Genomic DNA, 21254 nt, shown 5'->3' with positions numbered 1-21254 from the left:
ACCGCGACATGACGACCCTCCCTCGATCCCTTGCCGTGTCTTCGCTGGCGCTGGCACTCGCCGCCTGTGGCGGCACTGGCCAACCGGAAGCGCGCTACATTGCAGAGGGCAATCCGCCGCTATTGTCGGATTGGGGGCAAGTCGGTCTGTCCGGTGGCGATCTGGTTCTGGGTGGAAATGTCGTCGCCTATGACATGAATACCGCCCTCTTCACCGACTATGCACACAAGCTGCGCACGATCTGGATGCCCGATGGAACCACGGCCCATTATCGCGAGGGCGATACACTGGATTTTCCGGTTGGAACGGTGATCACCAAGACCTTTTACTATCCTCGCATAGATGGGGAGCTGGGCGAACGTGTTGCTCGTACCGAGGATACCAGCGCTGACTTCCAGGATGGGCGCATGGCTATGGACAAGGTTCGCCTGGTTGAGACCCGCATTCTGGTGCACCGCGAGAACGGTTGGGTCGCCTTGCCCTACCGCTGGAACGAGGACCAGACCGAAGCGCGCCTGCATCGTGTAGGTGCAGTGATTCCGATGACTCTGGTGGCCGAGGACGGCGGCGAGGAAGCCTTCAACTATGTGATGCCCAACACCAATCAGTGTGCCGGCTGTCATGCACCAGATTCCAATTCGCGGGCGATCTCGCCCATCGGCCCGAAACCGCGGCATATCAATCGGGATTTTGCCTATACGAACATTCCACAAAACCAGCTGGAACGGCTTGAAACCGTCGGTTTCCTGGAAGGCCTTCCAGATTTGGCCCAGGTGCCCCGAAATGCAGCCTGGGGAGATGAGCATGCCAGCCTCGATGAGCTGGCCCGCTCCTATCTCGACGTGAACTGCTCCCATTGCCACAGCGAGGTTGGTCCAGCCGATACCTCCGGTCTGTTCCTAGAACCGGATACACCTTTCGGCCCGAATCTGGGGGTCTGCAAACTGCCTATCGCGGCGGGTAGCGGCACAGGCAATCGCCCCTATGACATCGTTCCCGGAGAGCCGGAAAACTCCATCCTGGTCTATCGTATCGACAATGTGGAACCGGATGAAATGATGCCGGAACTCGGCCGCTCAACCGTGCACGCAGAGGGGCTCGAACTCGTCGAGCGCTGGATCACGGAGATGACCGGATCCTGCGAGATCTGACCTGAGCTATTCCAGGTAATTGCCGAGATAACGCCGGAGCGCGATGAGCGCCTCGTTGAAGATGGCTTCTGCCTTCTTCTCGTTTTCCCGATTTTCAAACATCAGGATTTCTGCGGCCGAATAAATCTCGACAGTCATGCGGGCGACCAGGTCCGGATCTCCGCCGGAGAACCCGTCAGCACCATCACGCCAACGGCTGGCGAGCTGGTCTGCAAGACGCAGATTCCATTCCTCCCGCACCGAGCGCAGCTCGTGTGTTGTCAGGGTGAGGCGCAAAACCGCGCCATAGGACGGGTTTTCATCAACCAGCGTTCGCAACCCCGAAATCATACCGGTTAGGCTGACCTGCCATTCCGTCTCTTCCGGATCATTCAGGCGCTCGCCGATGATGTCATCGGTCGCGGACTTGTACTCCTCCAGCAGGGTCTGGTGGATCGAGTAGATATTGGGAAAGTAGCGATAGACGGAACTGACAGGCACGCCGGCTTCAGCCGCGACAACGCTGGTCGTGATCGACTCCCCTTCGCCGCGTTCAAGCAGGCGTTTGGTTGCCTCGACGATTTCGCGGATCCGCTGCTGGGACCGTTTCTGTTGGGGCGCCACCCGCCGTTGCAGGTTTACACCCTCTATCGGAGCACGCTCGTTCACGCTCTACCTCGTTCCATCACCCGCAATCTGTCGGCACGGCAGCTGCGAGGCAAGTGTGACACAGTTTCTCCGTATCGCGAGATCGTCCTGCACCAACTGGCCCGCCACGATGAGTGGAAAGGGTCCGCTTATGCCGGGTAGCGATCCCTTCACCGGGCAAACCCGACCCCGTTAACATCTCATTAGGCGTTCAACAGCAAGGATTTGAGCATCACGGCTCTCTCCCGACGGGGAGACAAAGCCGGGGCTGCGGGTCTGAACGACCCGAAACGAAGCAGACAGACCAAGAGAGGGGCGGTCCGAACGCAGGCCGCCCTTCACTTTTTCGGGGCAGCGCCCAGGCATTCCTGTTGGCCCAAATTGACCGTCACTGGCACTTTCGGCCAAATCGCCGGCACGATAACCTGCCAACATGTCGAGCTCGCAAACCATTGCCTTTCTGATCTACCCCGGCTTCCAGCTCCTGGACCTTGCCGGACCGGTGAGCGTGTTTGCAGGCGCCAACCGCGCCCTTGGCCGGGACGCCTATGCGTTGCGTATTCTTTCCGGCAAGGTCGGCCCAGTGACCAGTTCCGCCGGTCTCGCCGTCGAAGCCGATGGTGACTATTCCTGCGCCCTGCCCGAAGGTCACACCTTGCTGGCCATCGGAGGCGAGGTGCCTGAAATCGACCTGGCTCTGGAAGATGTTCAGCTCACCGCCCGCGTGAAATCATCCCTGTCGCAGGCAAGCCGGGTTGGTTCTGTGTGCACCGGCGCCTTCATCCTTGCCGCAGCAGATATTCTGGCCGGGCATCGGGTGACGACACACTGGTGGGACAGTCAGAAACTCGCCAACCGGCATCCGGACATCGCTGTCGATACTGACGCAATCTATATCCAGAGCGGCAAGATCTGGACGTCTGCCGGTGTCACGGCGGGTATCGACCTCGCCCTGGCGCTGGTGGAACTGGATCACGGCCGGGACATTGCCCTGACCATCGCCCGGCACCTGGTCGTTCCGCGCATGCGTTCGGGCGGGCAATCGCAATTCTCCACCGAGCTTGATCTGCAAATGCGCCCGGGCACGCGCCTGGGCAAGCTCTGCGAGGCCATTCGCCGGGCACCGTCGCTAGCCTGGTCTGTCGACACCATGAGCGAGACTGCCGGCATATCGAGGCGCACCCTCTCGCGCCTGTGCCGAGAAGAACTGAACATCAGTCCCGCGGCACTGGTCGAACGCCTGCGGATCGACACCGCGCGCCGCGCCCTGGTTGAAACCGACCAGTCTGTCACCCTGATCGCGAATGAGGCCGGTTTCGGTTCCTGCCAACGCCTCGATCGCGCCTTTGCACGCCAGCTCGGCGTCAGTCCTGTTCGTTTCCGCGAACGTTTTCGTTCCCCCTATTCCGGAGTCGCGCCATGACCTCTCCCTTCCGCATCGGCTTTGTCCTGTTTGACAACCTCACCCAGCTGGACTTCACCGGCCCGCTGCAGGTGCTGCACCGGCTGCCCGGTGCCGAGGTGCATCTGGTCGCCAAGACCATGCAGCCGGTCCAGACCGACTGCGGCCCCTTCATCATGCCATCCACCAGCATAGACGACTGTCCGGGGCTCGATCTGATCTGCATTCCCGGCGGGTTCGGGATTGATGATGCCATGCGCGACCGCGAATTGATCGATTTCGTGCGCCGCCAGGCCGTCCAGGCCCAATATGTCACCTCGGTCTGTACCGGAGCTTTTGTCCTGGGCGCCGCCGGTCTCTTGCAGGGCAAGCGAGCGACCACACACTGGAGCTATCATGACGAGCTGGCCCGGGTCGGGGCGACACCGACAGAGGGACGTGTGGTCCGTGATGGCAATCTCTTCACGGGTGGCGGCGTAACCGCCGGCATTGATTTCGCACTGACGATTGTGCGCGAAATTGCGGGGGAGAGCATGGCCCAGGCCATCCAGCTCGGACTGGAATATGATCCTCACCCGCCCGTTGATGCCGGTTCGCCGCACAAGGCGCCACCTGCCATCGTGAAACTGCTGAACCAGCGTTTCGAACCGCGCCTGGCCGATTTCGACACGGCGCTTAACGAGGCAATGGCGGAGGCCTAGTCCTCTCCGGACCGCATCACGCGATCAGCGGCTGCACGCGCAAATCGAAGCGTGATGGCCTTGCGCCGGGCGGCGGCGAGTTTGTCGAGCGGGCTTTCCCGCACAATCGCGCCGCCAAAACCGTCCGCGATCACCAGCCCGCATTGTGGCGGGATGAGGTCGTGCGGGAAGCGCTGCGAAACGGCGAAATAGAAGCTGTCGCAATACTCGGAATAATCCGTCCACTTGTTGTCGGCACGAAAGTCGGCAACGCCGGACTTGATTTCCAGGATGGCGATTTCGCCCTTGCGGCCGACGCAGAAGAGATCCGCCCGGCGTCCGTCCGGAAGGATGAATTCGGGAATGGCGCTATAGCCCAGCTGCCAGAACAGGCGCGCCGCGCCACGTGCCAGGGCCTGGGCGTCATCGATATCGGGATTGGAGGCGGAGGCGACGTCGTTGAGATCCATCTCGCCAGTATGTTCTACCTTTGTTCGCAAAACAAGTTCACTCTTGGAACCCGGCGCCCCTATCCCTATGTGAATCTCATGTACCCGCACCAAGTCTCCGACCCACGCGCGATCAGTGCCGCCGATTTCGAGATCATGGCCCAACGGGCCTATGACGCATTGCCCGAGGTGTTCAGGCTGAACGCCAGCGACATCACGATTTTCATCTCCGATTTCGCCGAACAGGAAGTTCTCGACCATTTCGGCATGAGCGACCCCTATCAGCTCTCCGGCCTCTACCAGGGCATTGATATGGGGCAGAAATCCATCAGCTGGGCACAACCTTTCCCGGATCGCATTTTCCTCTATCGCCTGCCCATTCTGGCTGAATGGGTGCAGCGCGGTGACGAGCGGCTGGACCATCTGATCCAGCACGTCCTCATCCACGAGATCGGCCATCATTTCGGTCTGTCGGACGAAGACATGCACCGGATCGAGAACCGTGCGGAGAGTTGATGAGACCAGACCCCAACTCCCCTCCAGGGAGAACGGGGATTCGCGTTCCTGGTGAAATCACACGCATATCCGGACTCCCCTGCCAGGATTTTCGGGAAAATCCTGCGAAATACGTTAACCCTCTATTAAGGACTCAGCCCACCATGTCTGCCACCCAGGCTGGAACAGCCTGTGAAGCAAGACCTTTCCGGGCCTCATCAAACAGGGGAGAGGTGTCGGTTTCCTCCAGATTGATCTCCAGGCAGCGCGCGCCGGCCTGTTTCGCGACCTGGCTGAATCCGGCGGCTGGATAGACCGTTCCCGAGGTTCCGATCGCGACAAACAGGTCACATGCCTCAAGCTGGTCGTAGATCAGGTCCATCTCCATCGGCATTTCGCCGAACCAGACAATATGAGGCCTCAGCCCGCCCGCCTCGCGACAATTGAGACAGGGCAGGTCCATTGTGATCTCGTCGAAGGCTTCATGCACCTCGCCGCAAAGCTCACAACGCATCTTTTTCAGCTCGCCATGCATGTGCACAACACGTTCGGACCCAGCCTGTTCGTGCAGGTCATCCACATTCTGGGTCACCAGCAAGAACTCGCCACCCCGCGCCAGCCAGGCTCTCTCCAGATCAGCCAGGGCAAGATGCGCCGCATTCGGACTGGCCTTCTTCAGACCCGCGCGGCGCGCATTGTAAAACGCATGCACCTGCTCAGGCTTGCTGGCAAAGGCTTCCGGCGTCGCCAGTTCTCGCCAGTCAAACTTCGCCCACAGGCCATCTGTATCGCGAAACGTGCCCAGCCCGGATTCAGCAGAGACGCCGGATCCGGTCAGTATGAAGAGAGATTGGGTCATGCCGCCAGTTGGGGCTTGCGTTGGCAGAGACGTCAAGACGGCGTGTTCCGGTTCGCTTTGCGCACCTCGCCCTCGCGAAGCTCAACCTTTCCCCGAGGAGAGCTCTTCGGTCGTCCTTTCCCTAGACGGGCCGAGACACCCTAAAGAGCCCTCAAACCATCCGTAACTTGCCGCCAAACACCTCGCTGCTAGGCTTCTGCCCGGCGGTTCAGTTGGAGCAGATGGCCATGAAACGACACATCATCTCGGCAAGCCTCGGTCTGGCAGCATTGGGCTCGACAGCCATGGCAGACTGTCAGGGCGAGATCGACCGGCAGATCGCAGCCGAACTGGAAACCATCAGCGACGGCATGCGGGTCTTTCGAAGTGTGGTGGAAACGGACCGAACCGATGAGCAGCGCGCGTTGGTGGAAGAGACATTCGCCCTGCTGGGGGATCGCAAACGGCCGGTGAACCAAACCGATCTGGATATTCTTGATTGCGCCCTGGAACGCTTTTCCTCGGAAGATGTCTGGGACCGCGAGGATGATCGTGACTGCGACCTGGATGATGAGCGCTTCTCGATCTTCTGTGCACTGGCACTGGCGTCGGTTGATGTGACCGGAGGTTATGAACACCGCCGCACCGCCCTGCAGGAAGTCCGCTACATCATCGCCGAACAGGCCGAGGGCCGGGACTATGCGCACCGCATGCAGGATTACAACAATGACCCGCGCACCGGTTTTGAAGACGCACGTTCAACCATGTCCGGTGCCCGCAGTGTCGTTGCCGCCCGCCTGGCCAGCCAGTGTTCGTAAAGCCAAACACAAAAAACCCGCCGGCCAGAGCCAGCGGGTTCTTGTAATCGCGTGACGCGAAAGGCGCTTACTTCTTCTTCGGAGCGCGCTTTTCGATGTCGTGGCCGGTCGTACGCTCAGCGATACGAGCGGACTTGCCGCGGCGGTCGCGCAGATAGTAGAGCTTGGCGCGACGGACCTTGCCGCGACGCTTGACTTCGATCTGCTCGATCAGCGGCGAGTAGACCGGGAATACACGCTCGACACCTTCACCGAAGGAGATCTTGCGAACCGTGTAGCTCTCGTTCACGCCACCGCCGTTTTTCGCGATGCAAACGCCTTCGAAGACCTGGATACGCTCGCGGCTGCCCTCTTTAATGCGGACATGTACGCGCAGGGTATCACCAGCGTCGAACTTCGGCAGTTCCTTGTCACCCAGGACGCGGGCGGCTTCTTCTTTTTCCAGCTGCTCGATCATGTTCATCGTGCATTCTCCTTGCGTCCCTTGAACCTCTCGTACAGGTCCGGCCGACGCGCCTTCGTAATCTCTTCCGACTGTTCCCGACGCCAGGCCTCAATCCGACCATGGTGCCCCGAGAGCAGTACTTCCGGGATCTCCCTGTCCTCCCAAACCCGCGGACGGGTGTAGTGAGGATATTCGAGGAGATCACCCTCGAAACTTTCATCCTCGGCCGATGCCGGGTCGCCAAGCACGCCGGGGAGCAGTCTCACACAAGCTTCGATCAGAAGCTGCGCGGGCGCCTCGCCCCCGGCCAGTACGGCATCGCCAACACTGACCTCTTCCATTTCACGGGCCTCGATGACCCGTTCATCCAGGCCCTCAAAACGTCCGCAAAATACAACAACACCCGGACCGTCCGCCCATTCCCGAACCCGGGCCTGGGTGAGCGGCTTGCCCCGCGGTGTCAAATAGATCAACGGCCGTTTCTCACCTTGCCAGCGAGACTGTACCGCATCGATCGCTTCCGCTGCGACATCCGGCCTGAGCACCATACCAGCGCCTCCGCCGGCCGGGGTGTCGTCCACGGAGCGGTGCTTATGACGGGAAAAATCCCGAATGTCCACAGTTTCTAGCGCCCATAGCCCATGATTCGCAGCTGTCTGAATAATTGATACACCCAGGGGTCCCGGAAAGGCGCCCGGGAAGAGGGTAAGAACCGATGCGGTCCAGGGATTTTGCGGCGCTTGATCAGTCATGGCGCGCGGGTTTAGCAGGGATGGAGGCGGTTGGGAATGAGGGGAACCCCCGAGACCACCGGCCGCTATCCGACAACTTTTACTCTGTCCTTACCCTGGCCTTGTGCCGGGGCCCGGCATCAGGAGGCGATTGGCCTCACAATAATGCCAGACCACGGAATTCGCTACGCTCCTCCGGGGGAAGTTGATCTTGAAGTAGATTCAATCATAAATAGCATAATGACCTTGGAGCACCCGGAAGCGGTTTACATTATGGCCAGCCGGCCGCGTGGCGCGCTGTACATAGGACGCACGAAGGACCTCGTCTATCGAAGGCGGCAGCACAGAAACTGCCTCCTCACTGGCCATACACAGCGCTACAGGATCACCAAGCTGGTCTATTTCGAATGGCATGACGGATGGGAAGCGGCCTGGCGACGAGAGCAACAGATCAAACGCTATCGGCGAGCCTGGAAGTTCAACCTGATCGAAGACGGGAACCCAGGCTGGAAGGATCTACGGTTCGAGATCACAGACAGTTCCGAGATACTATTTCCGCCGATCAACTAACGTCATTTTCTCCCGGGCTTGTCCCGGGATCTGGCATGCGGAAGAGACTAGCCTGACGGTCATGCCAGCCCCCCGAACAAATCGGGGGGAAACCAGGGGGATGGGGGAGAGACAAACAGGACGGTGCGGGGCTATTCGCCAGACGCTTCATCCCGCTCCTTGTCGCCTTCCACCTCTTCAAGAGGGGCGATTGTGACCAGGCGGTCGGTGATGGAGACGTGGGGGACCTGTTCTGCGGTGAAGGGGATCATCCAGGCGCCCTTGCGGTCGGGCGTGTCGACGATTTCCAGGAGGTCGCCGCCGCCAAAATCATGGATCGCCTTGATGCGGCCCATGGGGGACCCGTCCAGGGACTGGACTTTCAGTCCGAGCAAATCGGAATGGTAGAACTCGTCGTCTTCCAGCTCGGGCAGGGCCTCGCGTGGGACGTAGAGTTTGGTGCCACGGGCGGACTGGGCCTGTTCCCGTGTCATCGGCTCCTTGAAGGCGACAACAAAGGCATCCTTGGCCACACGCCAGCGCTTGGGCGTGAACAGGACCTTGCCGGTCCCGTCCAGGAAGGGCCCATAGCCAAACGCTGCCTCCGGCTCTCCGGTGAAGCTTTTCACCTTGCATTCGCCCCGCACACCATGCGCACCGGCAATGGCAGCGACGAAAACGAGATCATCGGCAGGTTTGGCCATAAGGAACCCTCGTCACGTCACCCCTGCCAGGGCAGGGATGACGATTGAATGGCCTGAATTACTCAGACGCTTCTTCAGCAGCCGCTTCTTCGGCCGGAGCTTCAGCAGCAGCGGCTTCAGCTTCAGCCGCAGCAGCCTTGGCTTCTTCTTCAGCAGCCTTGCGCTCGGCTTCCTTCTCGGCCTTCTCGGCGAGGCGTTCCTGAGCTTTCACGCCCGGCTTGCCCTTGTTCGGGTTGTTGGAGGCTTCCCACTTCCAGACTTCAGCGTCGATCTGGCTGATGAAACGGCCAACACGGTCAGACGGCTTGGCGCCCTTGGCGATCCAGGACTTCACCTTTTCCATGTCCAGCGTGACACGCTCGCCGTCTTTCGGCAGCATCGGGTTGTAGGTGCCGATCTTCTCGATGAAACGACCATCACGCGGCATGCGGCTGTCAGCCACAACGATGCGGTAGTAAGGACGCTTCTTGGCGCCACCACGGGCGAGACGAATTTTAAGAGCCATTTTGGTATTCCTTGGTTCTAGTAGTCTGTAATTACGCGTTATTTCTTCGGAAATCCGATCGGAAGTCCGTCCGGTCCGAGTTGCGGCGCGCCGCCCCCCAGTCCGGGTAATCCTTGTGGCGCCTGGCCGGAGCCGAGACCGGGCAGCTGATTGCCACCGCCGGGTGCCTTGCCGCCAAGCAGGTCTTCAGCCGCCTGACCCAGATCCGCCGGGTTCATGCCGCCAGCGCCGGGAGGCATGCCGCCCGGCATTCCACCACCGAGCATGCCAGCGAGACCGCCGCGGCCCTTCTTGGAGGCCTTTTTCATCATGTCCGCCATCTGGCGGTGCATTTTGAGGAGCTTGTTGACGTCCGCGACCTCAACACCGGCACCGGCCGCGATGCGCTTCTTGCGACTGGCCTTGAGAATGTCCGGCTTGGCGCGTTCCTGTTTGGTCATGGACAGGATGATGGCTTCCTGGCGGGAGAGCATCTTGTCGTCCATGCCGGCCGCATTGGCCTGGGCCATCGCCGCCTTGTTCATGCCCGGCAGCATGCCCATGATCGATCCGAGACCGCCGAGCTTTTTCAGCTGGCCGAACTGCTCGCGCAAATCCTCGAGATCGAACTTGCCCTTGGCCATTTTCTTGGCCATGCGGGCGGCTTTTTCCTGGTCGAGATCCTGGGCGGCCTTTTCAACCAGCGAGACAATGTCGCCACGACCGAGGATACGGCCGGCAACGCGCTTGGCATCAAACGCGTCCAGACCGTCCGGCTTTTCGGAAACACCGAGGAACTTGATCGGCAGGCCGGTTACATGGCGCATGGACAGCGCTGCACCGCCCCGGCCATCACCATCCATACGCGTCAGGACCAGGCCAGTCAGCGGAAGGCGTTCATGGAAGCGCTTGGCCGTCTCGACGGCGTCCTGGCCAGTCAGCGAGTCCGCGACCAGCAGGGTTTCGTGCGGTGTGGTGGCTGCGGCGATCGCATGCGCCTCGGCCATCATGTCTTCATCGATCGAGGTCCGGCCCGCGGTGTCGAGGATGACGACGTCATAACCCTGCAACTTGCCGGCGGTCATGGCGCGCTGCGCGATATCGACCGCGCGCTGGCCTTCCACGATCGGCAGGAAGCCGACATCGACCTGGCCCGCCAGCTGTTGCAGCTGTTCCATCGCCGCCGGACGGCGGGTGTCGAGCGAGGCCAGCAGGACCTTCTTCTTGTGAATATCCTTGAGGCGCTTGGCGAGCTTGGCCGAGGTGGTCGTCTTACCCGAACCCTGCAGGCCCGCCATCAGAATAGCGACCGGCGGCTCACCTTCCAGCTGCAGGCCTTCCGGCTCTCCCTCGCCACCCAGCAGGTCGACCAGCGCATCGTGCACGATCTTGATGACCTGCTGGCCCGGCTTGATGGAACGGATGACTTCTTCGCCGACAGCGCGCTCACGGATCTGGGCGACCGCGGTCTTGACGACAGGCAGGGCGACATCAGCCTCCAGCAGCGCCACGCGAATTTCGCGCAGGGCGACATCGACATCCTTTTCACTCAGGACACCGCGGCCGGTCAGCTGGTCAAAGACGCTGCCAAGTCGTTCTGTAAGCGTGTCGAACATGCGTTCGCCTTCCTCAAGTTTCGATCAAACAATGCAAAGCGGCTCCGCTGAGCGAAACCTTCGCCGAGCGGAGTTCTCGCCTGCCTCCCTTTCCCGGCCCTGTTGGCCTATTTGGGAAGATGTGCAGGTAAGACAAGCCTCAGAGCTTGCGTGATGAAGCCGGGCGTTTACGCGCGAATACCCATAGAGTCAAGAAAACTGCCAAGACAGGGGCCAAGGACTAGTCCAGAGACACCATCGTCGGGGCCGCGGGCTGGACGGTTTCCGTCTCGGCGAACGTCAGGGTTCGCGGGCCGGGTTGGCTGGCAATAAGGCCTCCATAGATGGAAGCGCCGATCGCGCAGAGCGTGAGCCAGAGCAGCGCAGTCTTGGTCAGATTTTTAAAGCCAGACACCATTTTGGTCATGACAATCCTCCCGATAACGAGGATCGATTCGACCCTGACTCCGTTAACACCGCCCTACCCAGGCCCGGAAATCGGGATTTGTGCTCAATGAGGGCTAAATAAACGTCGAGTTCGACTCAATTTTTCGACGATTCCCGAAGAGTTCTGACCAGCTTTCCGGCATTGACTATCAGCCAGAGGGCAGGCCAGACATTTCCGAGCACAAAGATCGGCAGGATCCAGAAAATCCGCCCGAACCAGGTGCGCTCTACGAGGGCGATAACACCTGCCATGAACAGGAAGCCGAGATAGAGATCGGCCAGCGTGACGATTCCCCAGGGATGGTTGAACAACCAGTCCCCGGCTGCGCCGAAATCCCCCTCAACGACGGCCCACCAGATGAGGGCTGTCAGCCCGATACCGCCAGCAAGGGCGATCAAACGAAACAATCCGGACATGCCTGCTCCACGCTTTCCTGGAAGAGATACGCGAAAGCAGGCATGCCGGATCAAACACCAGGGACTGAAGGGCATCCTTGCAGGACTGACCGCTCAGCAACTGAAGACCTTCAGCGCGGGAATAGTATCGAGAGCACAGCAGCCGCGGGTCTCGGACTGATCCTGGCACGACGCCTGGCCGAACGCTTCGGGTTCAGGCTGGAACTGGAAAGCTCTCAAACAGGCACAATCGCCCGACTTCATCATCCGTCCTGAGGGCGACGACGGATACAGCTGGCAACTTCCCACCGCTCGGCATCCGGATAGCGGGACCGCCAGCAATCATCGAAAACCGAGCAATAGCAAATCTCGACCTCCACCTCGAAACGGGCATCGTCGAGCGTGCGATACACCTCACCGCGCGCGCCTTCGTTTGAGTATCCGGGCACTGCGAGCATCAATAATTCCTGGCCCTGGGTCATCACGCGACCTCGAAGGTTGGAGGTGATAACCGGCATCTGGATATCCTGCAGATACGCGCTGGCCTCCTGTGGGCTGGCCGCATTGGCCACACAGCATACCGAAACGAGATGGCCGGGCGAGGTAAACTCTTCACCGTTGTAGCGGAAGATCACCTCCCGCACCTCAGCCGGACCCAGGCCGTTATTGTGCAGCGTCATGGTGATGCGCGGCTCTTCGCTCTCCATGTCGAAATTGCCGGTCGAGTATTCAATGACCGGAAGCACGCTCGCCTTCATCGTCTGCTCCATGACGCGCCCCTGGTAGAGCGCAACAAAGAGCGAAGCGACGGAGATGACCACCACACTGGCGGCGATGATCAACTCCAGTACGCGTGATGAAGGCAGCTTCATCTGTCTGGCCTAGACGACAGCCGGCTTCTTGAATGTCTCCTCGTCCAGCTCACCTTCCCATTTGGCCACAGCCGTAGCGACAGCGGCATCACCGGTCACGTTCACAGCCGTCCGGGCCATGTCCATGATGCGGTCAACGGGGTAGATAAGACCCAGGATCAAGGCCAGATGCTCCGCGGACACGCCAAACGTATTCAGGACCGTGGCGAGCAAGAAAAGGGATGCCGACGGAATACCCGCAGCCCCGATTGAAGCGGCCGCGGCGGTCACGGCGATCAGGAAGTAATGGGTCAGGGTCAGGTCATATCCGAACGCCTGCGCGGTGAAGAGGGCGAGAATGCCCAGATAAAGCGCTGTACCATCCATATTGATGGTGGCGCCCAAGGGCAGGACTGATCCCGCAACCGATTTCTTCAATCCGAGATTATCAGATGCTGCCGCGATCGTGACCGGCAGAGTCGCGGGCGATGAAGCCGTCGAATACGCAACGGCAATCGGATCCGTCAGCCCGCGGAAGAACCTGATCAACGGCAGATTCAGGACAACACGCACCAGGAAGCCGTACGTCACCAGGGCGTGAATAAACAACCCGATATAGACCGCAACAACCAGGCCCAGGATCGCCATCAAGGTTTCCATGCCCTGGCTCGCGGTCGTGTAGGCGACAAGACCAAACACGCCGAACGGAGCCAACTCCATCACCCAGTGAGTGATTTTGAGGACCACATCCGAAGCGGAGTTGAAGAGATCACCAACAGGGCGACCGGCTTTTCCGGTCGCCAAGATTGCCACGCCCAAGAAGAGCGAGAAGAAGATGATCGCAAGGACGTCACCATCCGCCAGAGCAGCAACAGGATTTTCGGGAATGACAGCAAGCAGGCGATCAATGATCGGCTCCGGCTGGGACGCGGCCGCGGCGGCCGCCGGTTCCACACCTGCGAAACTAACTCCCTCGCCAGGTTTCAGCACTGTTCCGACACTCAGACCGATGATGTTCGCAACAAAGGTCGTACCGAAATAGAGGAGCAGGGTTTTGACGCCTAGCGAGCCGAGCTTCTTTGGGTCACCCATTGCCATCACACCGGCAACCAGCGTTGTGAAGATGAGCGGAACAATCAACATCCGGATCAAGCGGATGAACATCAATCCAAGCGGGCGAAGATAGCTATCGATCCAGCTGGCTGCGGCCTCCTGGCCCATCACACTGGACAGAACCAACCCGACAACAACACCCAGAGCCAGGCCAACGAGCACGCGCTGCCACAACTTTATCTTGAACCACCAGCTCATCATCTCCCCTTTCCGAAAGGCCCACACCCTTCGAATGAAATTGCTGGAGGCACACTAAAGTGTGGAGGGTCTACGTCAATCGGCGCCGCGCATGGCTGCGATCAGGCGCATGACGCCACGATGCGCGCCAAAGAGCACGAAGCCTGCTCCGACAAGACGCAGGAAGGCCGGGAAGTCTGTGCCGGGAAGAACAGTGGAGGCTGCCAGAAGGCCAAGCCCCAGAAAAGCCGGCATCAAAACCGCCATCCAGGTGAGGTCACAAAAATGCTCGGCAGACCAGCCGGTTTCACGTCCGAACCAGAACTTGGAGTCACTCGCTGGACGTCCGCGACGGTGAGCGCGCTTGGGCCAGGGATCAAATGTCTTATCAATCATCGACATTCGTTCATTGTACGGACTAAAAAGTTTTCAACAAGAGGCGAAACATCTATTTCTAACAAAGAGTAACCGGAGCCTCTGGAATTTTTCCGATGTCGCAATCGCAAAAACAGGGTAAACACCTGTCAGCACTCGCATTCTGGCAACCTGCCCTGAGCCCAACCTGAAGGTGTGGGTATATGAGATTTTTCCGCTACAGGCGTTAATTTCCGCGTCTTCGACCACTCTCAGGGCCCGCCACAAAGGATGTTCGCCAGAATCGAAAAGGGTCCGGCTGCGGACAGCCGGACCCTCATCATGACAATTCCTGCAGGTGAAAGCGTTCAGACGGCTTGCGCACGCAGGACACTGGCGACTGCATTGATGACCGCGCCGATACGCACGGAGGCCTGGATCTGGGTCGTGGTCAGTCCGTGCTTGCGCAGCTCGACCTCGTGGGCGTCCATACACATGCCACAGCCATTGATGGCCGAGACCGCCATGGACCAGAGTTCGAAACTGGTTTTCTCGACCCCCGGCGCACCGATAACATTCATGCGCAGCTTTGCGGGCAGCGTGCCGTAATCCTTGTTCGAGGCCAGGTGGACAAAACGGTAATAGACATTGTTCATGCCCATGATGGCTGCGGCAGCCTTGGCGGCGGTCAGCGCTTCCGGGCTCAGCACAGCTTCAGCCTCGGCTGTAACAGCCTTGAGGGTCTGGGGTTCGCCGATTGCGTGAGCAGAAGCGAGGAAGGATCCCCATTTCTGCTCATCATCCAGCACGGTCTCGCGAGCGAGGGAAGACAGGTTCAGCTTCAGGTCCTTGGCGTAATCCGGCAGCGCATTCTTGAGTTCGTCGATGGACATCCAAATCTTCTCCAGCGAATGAGTTTCAATTTCAATAAGGTGTAAAAATTAGCCCCAGGCTCGGATCTAGACAGGGACAGGCCGAACCCGGGGCAATGGCTGATCCGACATGCGGGGCGGATCAGCCGGGGGACGATTTAAAGCGTCTCACCACCCATTGGGCGGTTACACGGACACAACTCGTCGGTCTGCAGGGCATCGAGGACGCGCAGCGTATCTTCCGGGTTACGGCCAACATTCAGATTGGTGACGTAAACGTGCTGGATGACATTGTGCGGGTCGACGACGAAGGTGGCGCGGTAGGCCACACCTTCTTCGGAGCGCACACCAAGGGAGTCAATCAGGGAACCGGTCGTGTCCGCAAACTGCCACATGCCGAGCTTGTCGAGATCCGGATGCTCGCGGCGCCAGGCCAGCTTGCAGAATTCATTGTCGGAAGAACCGCCCATGACAACCGTGTCGCGATCAGCAAACTCGGATTCCAGGTTGGCAAATGCCACGATCTCGGTCGGGCAGACGAAGGTGAAATCCTTCGGGTAGAAGAAGATGACCTTCCACTTGCCCTCAAAACTGTCCTGCGTCACCGGCTCAAAGGCAGACTCGCCGTTTTCCTCATGAGCGTTAAAGCCCGGCTTTACGCCAACAATCTCAAAATCCGGCAGTTTTTCGCCAATGCCCAGCATGCTTTTCTCCAGCTATATAAATGAACCACAACGGGTCCGTTTGCATTTGATGACGCGGTTATGCCTGACCGATTCTCACAAATCCAATGGATTGTTTTTTGGATTGTCATAGGGAATATCTATGGCATGACGATTCTCCCGACACTCCGCCAATTACAATTCCTGATCGCCCTTGCAGAACAGGGTAGTTTCTCGCGCGCCGCCGAGACCTGCCACGTGACCCAGCCAACGCTGAGCGCAGCGATCAAGGAGCTCGAGAGCATTCTCGGGACAGTTCTGGTTGAACGCGGCGCCCGGGGGGCCGCGCTGACACCAGCCGGCGCAGCCGTGCTTGAACGCGCTCGCAAAGTGATGACGGAGGCCGAGGACCTGGTCACTGCTGCACAAGCTGCCGGAGAACCGCTGAGCGGCAGTTTCAAGCTCGGCGTCATCCCGACCATCGCCCCTTTCCTGTTGCCGCGCGTATTGCCGGCCCTGCGCGCTGCCTATCCCAATCTGGAGCTGTTCCTGCGCGAGGACCTGACTGCCCGGCTCTATGACGGGCTGCGCGAAAGGCGGCTGGATGCAGCACTCGTGGCCTTGCCTTTCGATGCGCCGGGCATCGATACCCATGCCATCTCGTCGGACGAATTCCTGTTTGCGAGCAGCCAGGATCATCCGCTTGCAAAGAAGGGCCAGCTCAGGGCTTCAGACCTGAAAGGCGAGCCGCTACTGCTCCTGGAAGACGGACACTGTCTGCGAGATCACGCTCTGGCGGCATGTAGCGCCGGAGAAGCGCGCAGCGATTTTGCCGCCACCAGCCTTCATACCCTGGTCCAGATGGTACGTTCCGGCATGGGTGCAACCTTGCTGCCACGCATGGCCGTGGAAGCCGGTCTGGTAGAACGCATGGGTCTGAACGTGCAGTCCTTTGACCCGCCAGTGGCCGGCCGTGAGATCGGCATCGCCTGGAGACGTGGCAGCGCGCGAGCGGATGAAGCGGTGAAGATCGCGGATGCAATCAGGAACGAACTGACCAGTTAACCGGCAGCGGCTGATCATCAAACACAGCCTTGAGGACCTCTGTCTTGAGCAGGTCCAACTTGTCGACCGGGCCGCCAACCTCAAATGGATAATCGCCAATTTCCAACCCCGGATCATGCGCTGTCATCAGCACGACCCGATTGGTAAAACCTGCCGCTGCCAGCATGGGCAATGTCTCGGAGTAGTCATTGTGCGGCGGGATCCGGCGATCAAGCAGAACGAGCGAGAAGGCGTTGACGTCAACCTCGAGGAAATCCTCTACCCGGGTGAATCCGTTCAGCTCTGCATCTGCACAGACATCGCTGGCGATCTCGGTGAGCAGAACCAGCTCGACCGGGTCATCATCTACAACGGCGATAGATAGCTTGCTCAATGGTTCAGACTCGTTCCGATGGCTGCAAGTGCAGCTTAAGCCGGTCGACCAGCTTGTCGAGATCTACCGGCTTGGCGAAAAACTCGTTTGCACCAATGCGTAGCATCTCTTCCCGCGTTGTGGTGGATGCATCTGCAGTCACGGCAAAGACGGGACATTCAATCCTGCTCCGTGCTCGCCGCGAACCTCGCAAATCGCCAAGCCGAGCCCCGCTCCGCCATGAACGCGGGTATTCGAGAGGCCAGCTGCGTGACGCGGTCAAACACATGCGCCTGCCCGACTCGGTTCAATTTTTTAGCTATTCACGTTGAGGGCTTGCGACAGCCTGCGACACTACGGCACTTGAGATCCGCGATAGATCAGTCTTTTCTGTTGAAACAGAAAAGGCGTGAACACCGATGAAACTCTCCGCACCAATGCAGAAATTTGTAGTCCACTGGGGTGAGATGGGTGCGCGTTGGGGCGTGAACCGGTCGATCGCCCAGATCCACGCCCTGCTCTATCTCGCGGACGAGCCGCTGCACGCGGAAGAGATCACCGACATCCTCCAGATCGCGCGCTCAAACGTTTCCAATTCATTGAAGGAACTACAATCTTTCGGGCTGGTCTCGCTGGAGCACAAGCTTGGCGATCGCCGTGATCATTTTGTCGCGACACACGAGCCGTGGGACATGTTGATGGCCATCGCGGATGCCCGCAAGAAGCGGGAAATCGACCCGACCCTGGCCATTCTGAAAGAGTGTGCCACCTACGCCGACGACGATCCCGAAACACCGAAAATCGCGGCGGAACGGCTCAAGCGGATGGAAGAATTCGTCAGCAATCTGACCGACTGGTACGGCCAGATGCGAGATGTTCCCCAGGGCACGCTTATCAAGCTCATGAAGCTTGGAACGCGAATCGCCAGATTTGTAGGAGGGTGAGATGGGTGTTTTTTTGGCCACCAATTTCTGTTTAGACAGAAATTGCGGAAACAATGAACAAAACACATCCGTCCTGGACCTCTAGCCCGGACCAGCCCGGCGCGCATTGCATCCGGCCATCCGCAAGCGTTTCGCCGCCAATACGGAATGCGAATATCCGGGCCGGGCCAGGCTCAGCGCGAGCACGATCGGCCAGTGCATCGCGTGGATCTGCTGTCTCCTCGGACGCCCCCTGCCGGTCAGCCGCGGTGAGTTGGACGCGTGTATCCGCCTCGAACGCGCGCAGGGCGGCATGCGTTGGATCCGCGACTATATTCACCCCGGCGGCAAGGTCGAACGCGTCTGCTCTACCAAACGTATCGACCGCAAGGGTCGCCTGCATGAATGCGCCAGGCTGGTCTCGATGCGGCTACAGCTGAGCGAGGAGGGCGGCAGTCTGGTCTTCACCAGCGACGCCTTCCTGCTTGATCTCGGTCCGCTGCACATTCCGATCCCGGACATCCTAACGCCCGGACGCATCACTGTGCGCCATGAAGCGCGCGGCAAGGACCGGTTCGAATTCCACCTCACCTGCGACCATCCCTGGTTCGGACGCGTGTTCGACCAGAGCGTCGTTTGCACAGACCCAACGGAGAATTGAGATGACTGCCCTCGACATTCTTTTCATCGTGCTGGCCGTGCAGGTCCTGCTCGGCGGGTTCGACAATCTCTGGCATCACGAGATTACCGAGGCCCTGCCGGGGCGCGTCTCTGCACGCACCGAAATCGGCCTGCATGCAGCGCGTGAGCTGATTTATGCGGGTGCCTTCATCATCTTTGCCTGGTTTCAGCCCCACGGGTGGCTGGCACTGCTGTTCGGAGCCGTTCTGGTCGGCGAGATCGTCATAACCCTGGCGGACTTCCTGGAAGAAGACCGAACGCGGAGACTCCCCCCGTTCGAGCGTGTGCTGCATACAGTGCTCGCGATCAATTATGGCGTCGTACTGGCCCTGCTCACGCCGATCCTGTGGGACTGGTTCAAGCTTGAAGGCGCTGGTCTCATTGTGGATCGCGGCCTGTGGAGCCTGTTCTTCACCGCCGCCGCCATCGGCGTGTTCGGCTGGGGTGTTCGCGATGCCATCGCATGGCGAGACCTGAACAAGCGCGCAGCGGGTCGGACTGAGCCGGCACGCCTGCGCCCCAGCGAACGCACAGTGCTCATTACCGGTGCGACCGGGTTTCTGGGCCAGGATCTGGTGCATCGCCTGACCGGTCGTGGCGATCGGGTCATCGCGCTCAGCCGCGACACGCTCAAGGCCCGGGCATTATTCGGTCCGCGCGTTGATGTCACCGACAATCTCGACCTGCTGGCGGACGACACACGCATCCACGCCATCGTCAATCTGGCTGGCGCCAATGTCGCTGACATGCCCTGGTGGCACAGCCGTAAACAATTGCTTCTGGACAGCCGCCTCGACACGACGCGTGCAGTTCTCGCCTTGATCAAACGACTGCGACACAAGCCAAACGTCCTCGTCAGTGCGTCTGCCGTGGGCGCCTATGGTGATCAGGGCGAAACCCCTCTACCCGAGCATGCCGGACGGCCATTGGGTGTTTTCACCGCGGATCTCTGCCGGGTCTGGGAAAATGAGGCCTGTCACGCCGTAAAATACGGGGTTCGGGTTTGCCGCCTGCGTTTCGGCCTCATCTTCGGTCGCGATGGCAGCGCGTTTCCCAAGCTTGCCCTGGGCCGGCTGTTCGGTATCGCCCCGCAATTCGGCGACGGACAGCAATGGATGAGTTGGGTGCACAAACACGATGCCCTGCGCGCCATCGAGTTCGCGCTCGACCGACAGGAACTGGCAGGCCCTGTCAATGTGGCTGCTCCGGCAGAGGTTCGGCATGGCGAGGTCATGCGTGCGATTGGAGGCCGGGGACTGCTCATGCCCATACCCGCGGCGCTGTTGCGGCTTGGGCTGGGAGAAATGTCCGAGCTTTTCCTCGCCAGCCAGCGGGTTCGCCCACAGCGCTTGCAAACCGCGGGTTTCCATTTCAACTATCCCGATATCAAGACCGCCTGCCGGGACCTTACCGGCAAACCGAAAGCGGGCTGTGAAACCGCAAAGCGCCTACATGACACGACACCTGTATGAGAAGATCCTGGGCGCGAGCTGGGCCGAACTCCCGGAGAGCACCCGTTTTCTGCACAGTCCGGCACCGGTTTGCGAGCTGGTCGGTCAGGCCGTTATCCAGCGCGGCGGGAATGCTCTCGCTCGGCTGCTGGCATCCGCCGTCGGACTGCCCAGTGCAGGAACAGCCATTCCCGCCCGTGTTCGGGTGACCGCCACTAATGACGGTGAATTGCTGGAACGCTGGTATGCCCAACAGCGCTTTGCGACCTGGCAGTGGGAAAGGGACGGCTTGCTGCTCGAACAGTTTGGCCCCTTCACCCTGTCTTTCGCGCTGACCGGGGCAGAGACTGGCATCAAGTTTCTGCTGCGCCGTGTCCGGCTCTGGCGAATGCCCCTGCCAAAGGCTCTGCGTCCGCACATTTCGGCCAGTGAGCGCAGTGCTGACGGAGCGCACTTGTTCAATGTCGAACTGCGTCTTCCGCTCGTCGGTCTGATTGCCAGATATGCCGGAAGCCTGCGGCCAGCAGGCTAGAAGAGTTCGAGGACCTGTTCCGGTGGGCGGCCGATCATGGCCTTGTCGCCGTGGATAACAACCGGCCGCTCAATCAGGCGCGGGTATTTGGTCATCGCGTCCAGCAGGACCTCCTCATCCTCGATCGCCTTGAGGCCGAGCTCGCGATAATCCGCTTCATTCTTGCGCAGCCACTCATGAGCGGACGTGAAGCCCAGCTTGGCCATAACGTCCTTCAACTCGGCGATTGTCGGCATGTCGTCCATGTATTCGCGCACATTGAGTTCGCCACCACGCGCTTCCAGGAGTGCGAGGGTCTGGCGCGACTTCGAACAGCGCGGATTGTGCCAGATGGTCGTGGAATCGGTCATTCTTCTTCCTTTATCTGATACCGATCAAAGCCGTTAACGGGGGTGGTTTTCAAGCTTGGG

At 59.9% G+C, this 21254-nt stretch carries 29 protein-coding genes; 11 read left to right on the top strand and 18 right to left on the bottom strand.

Features of this window, described 5'->3' with window-relative positions; genetic code table 11:
* Positions 1-8: 8 nt before the first annotated feature.
* A complete protein-coding gene (locus SIC17_RS08795; protein WP_412545120.1) occupies positions 9-1151 on the top strand; it encodes an SO2930 family diheme c-type cytochrome in 1143 nt (380 codons plus the stop codon).
* 6 nt (positions 1152-1157) lie between these two features.
* On the opposite strand, the gene SIC17_RS08790 is transcribed toward SIC17_RS08795, so the two are convergent.
* The gene (locus SIC17_RS08790; protein WP_291891055.1) at positions 1158-1799 is read right to left on the bottom strand and encodes a TetR/AcrR family transcriptional regulator; all 642 of its coding nucleotides are present in this window, start codon (positions 1797-1799) and stop codon (positions 1158-1160) included.
* A gap of 412 nt (positions 1800-2211) precedes the next feature.
* On the opposite strand from SIC17_RS08790, the gene SIC17_RS08785 reads away from it, so the two are divergent.
* Positions 2212-3201 carry a GlxA family transcriptional regulator gene (locus tag SIC17_RS08785; RefSeq protein ID WP_291891054.1) on the top strand — a complete coding sequence of 330 codons (990 nt, stop codon included), beginning with the start codon at positions 2212-2214 and terminating at the stop codon, positions 3199-3201.
* Complete coding sequence (locus SIC17_RS08780; RefSeq protein WP_291891053.1) at positions 3198-3881, top strand: DJ-1/PfpI family protein; 684 nt, start codon at positions 3198-3200, stop codon at positions 3879-3881. The genes SIC17_RS08785 and SIC17_RS08780 overlap by 4 nt, the downstream gene beginning before the upstream one ends.
* Here the strand turns inward: SIC17_RS08780 and SIC17_RS08775 are convergent.
* Entirely contained in the window at positions 3878-4330 is a 453-nt protein-coding gene (locus SIC17_RS08775) for an MmcB family DNA repair protein (RefSeq protein ID WP_291891052.1), read from the bottom strand. The genes SIC17_RS08780 and SIC17_RS08775 overlap by 4 nt on opposite strands.
* Before the next feature lie 78 nt (positions 4331-4408).
* Between SIC17_RS08775 and SIC17_RS08770 the strand changes: the two genes are divergently transcribed.
* Positions 4409-4825, top strand: a complete 417-nt coding sequence (locus SIC17_RS08770; RefSeq protein ID WP_412545119.1) for a metallopeptidase family protein — start codon at positions 4409-4411, stop codon at positions 4823-4825.
* Between the two features lie 133 nt (positions 4826-4958).
* On the opposite strand, the gene SIC17_RS08765 is transcribed toward SIC17_RS08770, so the two are convergent.
* Positions 4959-5663, bottom strand: coding sequence for an NAD-dependent deacylase (locus tag SIC17_RS08765; protein ID WP_412545118.1), 705 nt, complete (start codon positions 5661-5663; stop codon positions 4959-4961).
* Positions 5664-5890: 227 nt separating this feature from the next.
* Between SIC17_RS08765 and SIC17_RS08760 the strand changes: the two genes are divergently transcribed.
* On the top strand, positions 5891-6460 hold the full coding sequence (locus SIC17_RS08760) for a hypothetical protein (RefSeq protein ID WP_412545117.1): 570 nt from the start codon (positions 5891-5893) through the stop codon (positions 6458-6460).
* A gap of 67 nt (positions 6461-6527) precedes the next feature.
* On the opposite strand, the gene rplS is transcribed toward SIC17_RS08760, so the two are convergent.
* Both rplS and trmD read right to left on the bottom strand, forming a co-directional pair.
* A complete protein-coding gene (rplS, locus tag SIC17_RS08755) occupies positions 6528-6923 on the bottom strand; it encodes a 50S ribosomal protein L19 (RefSeq protein ID WP_291891049.1) in 396 nt (131 codons plus the stop codon).
* Positions 6920-7657 carry a tRNA (guanosine(37)-N1)-methyltransferase TrmD gene (gene trmD, locus SIC17_RS08750; protein WP_412545116.1) on the bottom strand — a complete coding sequence of 246 codons (738 nt, stop codon included), beginning with the start codon at positions 7655-7657 and terminating at the stop codon, positions 6920-6922. The genes rplS and trmD overlap by 4 nt, the downstream gene beginning before the upstream one ends.
* A 219-nt stretch (positions 7658-7876) precedes the next feature.
* Here trmD and SIC17_RS08745 point away from each other — a divergent pair, with 219 nt between their 5' ends.
* Positions 7877-8206, top strand: coding sequence for a GIY-YIG nuclease family protein (locus SIC17_RS08745; RefSeq protein ID WP_412545115.1), 330 nt, complete (start codon positions 7877-7879; stop codon positions 8204-8206).
* A 131-nt stretch (positions 8207-8337) separates the two neighbouring features.
* Here SIC17_RS08745 and rimM read toward each other — a convergent pair whose 3' ends face one another.
* From rimM to SIC17_RS08695, 10 genes are all read right to left on the bottom strand, one after another.
* A complete protein-coding gene (gene rimM, locus SIC17_RS08740; protein WP_412545114.1) occupies positions 8338-8889 on the bottom strand; it encodes a ribosome maturation factor RimM in 552 nt (183 codons plus the stop codon).
* Positions 8890-8947: 58 nt separating this feature from the next.
* A complete protein-coding gene (gene rpsP / locus SIC17_RS08735; RefSeq protein WP_412545113.1) occupies positions 8948-9394 on the bottom strand; it encodes a 30S ribosomal protein S16 in 447 nt (148 codons plus the stop codon).
* 38 nt (positions 9395-9432) lie between these two features.
* Positions 9433-10989, bottom strand: a complete 1557-nt coding sequence (ffh, locus tag SIC17_RS08730) for a signal recognition particle protein (RefSeq protein WP_412545112.1) — start codon at positions 10987-10989, stop codon at positions 9433-9435.
* A gap of 220 nt (positions 10990-11209) precedes the next feature.
* On the bottom strand, positions 11210-11395 hold the full coding sequence (locus SIC17_RS08725) for a hypothetical protein (RefSeq protein WP_412545111.1): 186 nt from the start codon (positions 11393-11395) through the stop codon (positions 11210-11212).
* A gap of 116 nt (positions 11396-11511) precedes the next feature.
* Complete coding sequence (locus SIC17_RS08720) at positions 11512-11832, bottom strand: hypothetical protein (RefSeq protein WP_291891043.1); 321 nt, start codon at positions 11830-11832, stop codon at positions 11512-11514.
* A 242-nt stretch (positions 11833-12074) separates the two neighbouring features.
* The gene (locus SIC17_RS08715) at positions 12075-12683 is read right to left on the bottom strand and encodes a hypothetical protein (protein ID WP_291891042.1); all 609 of its coding nucleotides are present in this window, start codon (positions 12681-12683) and stop codon (positions 12075-12077) included.
* A gap of 9 nt (positions 12684-12692) precedes the next feature.
* Positions 12693-13973, bottom strand: coding sequence for a dicarboxylate/amino acid:cation symporter (locus tag SIC17_RS08710; RefSeq protein ID WP_412545110.1), 1281 nt, complete (start codon positions 13971-13973; stop codon positions 12693-12695).
* A 75-nt stretch (positions 13974-14048) separates the two neighbouring features.
* Positions 14049-14348, bottom strand: coding sequence for a hypothetical protein (locus SIC17_RS08705; protein ID WP_291891040.1), 300 nt, complete (start codon positions 14346-14348; stop codon positions 14049-14051).
* A 326-nt stretch (positions 14349-14674) separates the two neighbouring features.
* Positions 14675-15199 carry a carboxymuconolactone decarboxylase family protein gene (locus SIC17_RS08700; RefSeq protein WP_412545109.1) on the bottom strand — a complete coding sequence of 175 codons (525 nt, stop codon included), beginning with the start codon at positions 15197-15199 and terminating at the stop codon, positions 14675-14677.
* Positions 15200-15336: 137 nt separating this feature from the next.
* Complete coding sequence (locus tag SIC17_RS08695; protein WP_291891038.1) at positions 15337-15882, bottom strand: peroxiredoxin; 546 nt, start codon at positions 15880-15882, stop codon at positions 15337-15339.
* Positions 15883-16008: 126 nt separating this feature from the next.
* Here SIC17_RS08695 and SIC17_RS08690 point away from each other — a divergent pair, with 126 nt between their 5' ends.
* Positions 16009-16905 carry a hydrogen peroxide-inducible genes activator gene (locus SIC17_RS08690; RefSeq protein WP_291891037.1) on the top strand — a complete coding sequence of 299 codons (897 nt, stop codon included), beginning with the start codon at positions 16009-16011 and terminating at the stop codon, positions 16903-16905.
* Here SIC17_RS08690 and SIC17_RS08685 read toward each other — a convergent pair.
* Both SIC17_RS08685 and SIC17_RS08680 read right to left on the bottom strand, forming a co-directional pair.
* Entirely contained in the window at positions 16883-17278 is a 396-nt protein-coding gene (locus SIC17_RS08685) for a hypothetical protein (protein ID WP_291891036.1), read from the bottom strand. The genes SIC17_RS08690 and SIC17_RS08685 overlap by 23 nt on opposite strands.
* A gap of 4 nt (positions 17279-17282) precedes the next feature.
* Entirely contained in the window at positions 17283-17420 is a 138-nt protein-coding gene (locus SIC17_RS08680) for a hypothetical protein (protein WP_412545108.1), read from the bottom strand.
* A gap of 256 nt (positions 17421-17676) precedes the next feature.
* Between SIC17_RS08680 and SIC17_RS08675 the strand changes: the two genes are divergently transcribed.
* From SIC17_RS08675 to SIC17_RS08660, 4 genes are all read left to right on the top strand, one after another.
* Positions 17677-18201 carry a GbsR/MarR family transcriptional regulator gene (locus SIC17_RS08675; protein WP_291891035.1) on the top strand — a complete coding sequence of 175 codons (525 nt, stop codon included), beginning with the start codon at positions 17677-17679 and terminating at the stop codon, positions 18199-18201.
* Between the two features lie 106 nt (positions 18202-18307).
* Positions 18308-18841: a DUF4166 domain-containing protein gene (locus SIC17_RS08670; RefSeq protein WP_412545107.1), complete on the top strand. Its 534-nt coding sequence runs from the start codon at positions 18308-18310 to the stop codon at positions 18839-18841.
* Between the two features lies 1 nt (position 18842).
* Positions 18843-20333 (top strand): TIGR01777 family oxidoreductase, encoded by a 1491-nt coding sequence (locus SIC17_RS08665; protein WP_412545106.1) that lies wholly within the window; start codon positions 18843-18845, stop codon positions 20331-20333.
* Entirely contained in the window at positions 20314-20844 is a 531-nt protein-coding gene (locus SIC17_RS08660) for a DUF4166 domain-containing protein (RefSeq protein WP_412545105.1), read from the top strand. The genes SIC17_RS08665 and SIC17_RS08660 overlap by 20 nt, the downstream gene beginning before the upstream one ends.
* Here the strand turns inward: SIC17_RS08660 and arsC are convergent.
* Positions 20841-21194, bottom strand: a complete 354-nt coding sequence (gene arsC, locus SIC17_RS08655; protein ID WP_291891031.1) for an arsenate reductase (glutaredoxin) — start codon at positions 21192-21194, stop codon at positions 20841-20843. The two genes, SIC17_RS08660 and arsC, sit on opposite strands and share 4 nt — an antisense overlap.
* Positions 21195-21254: the final 60 nt, after the last annotated feature.

Origin of the sequence: Maricaulis sp. MIT060901, assembly GCF_047123815.1 — a bacterium.
Lineage (GTDB): Bacteria > Pseudomonadota > Alphaproteobacteria > Caulobacterales > Maricaulaceae > Maricaulis.
Note: the sequence above shows the minus strand (reverse complement) of the source record. Positions and strands in the feature narration are given on the sequence as shown.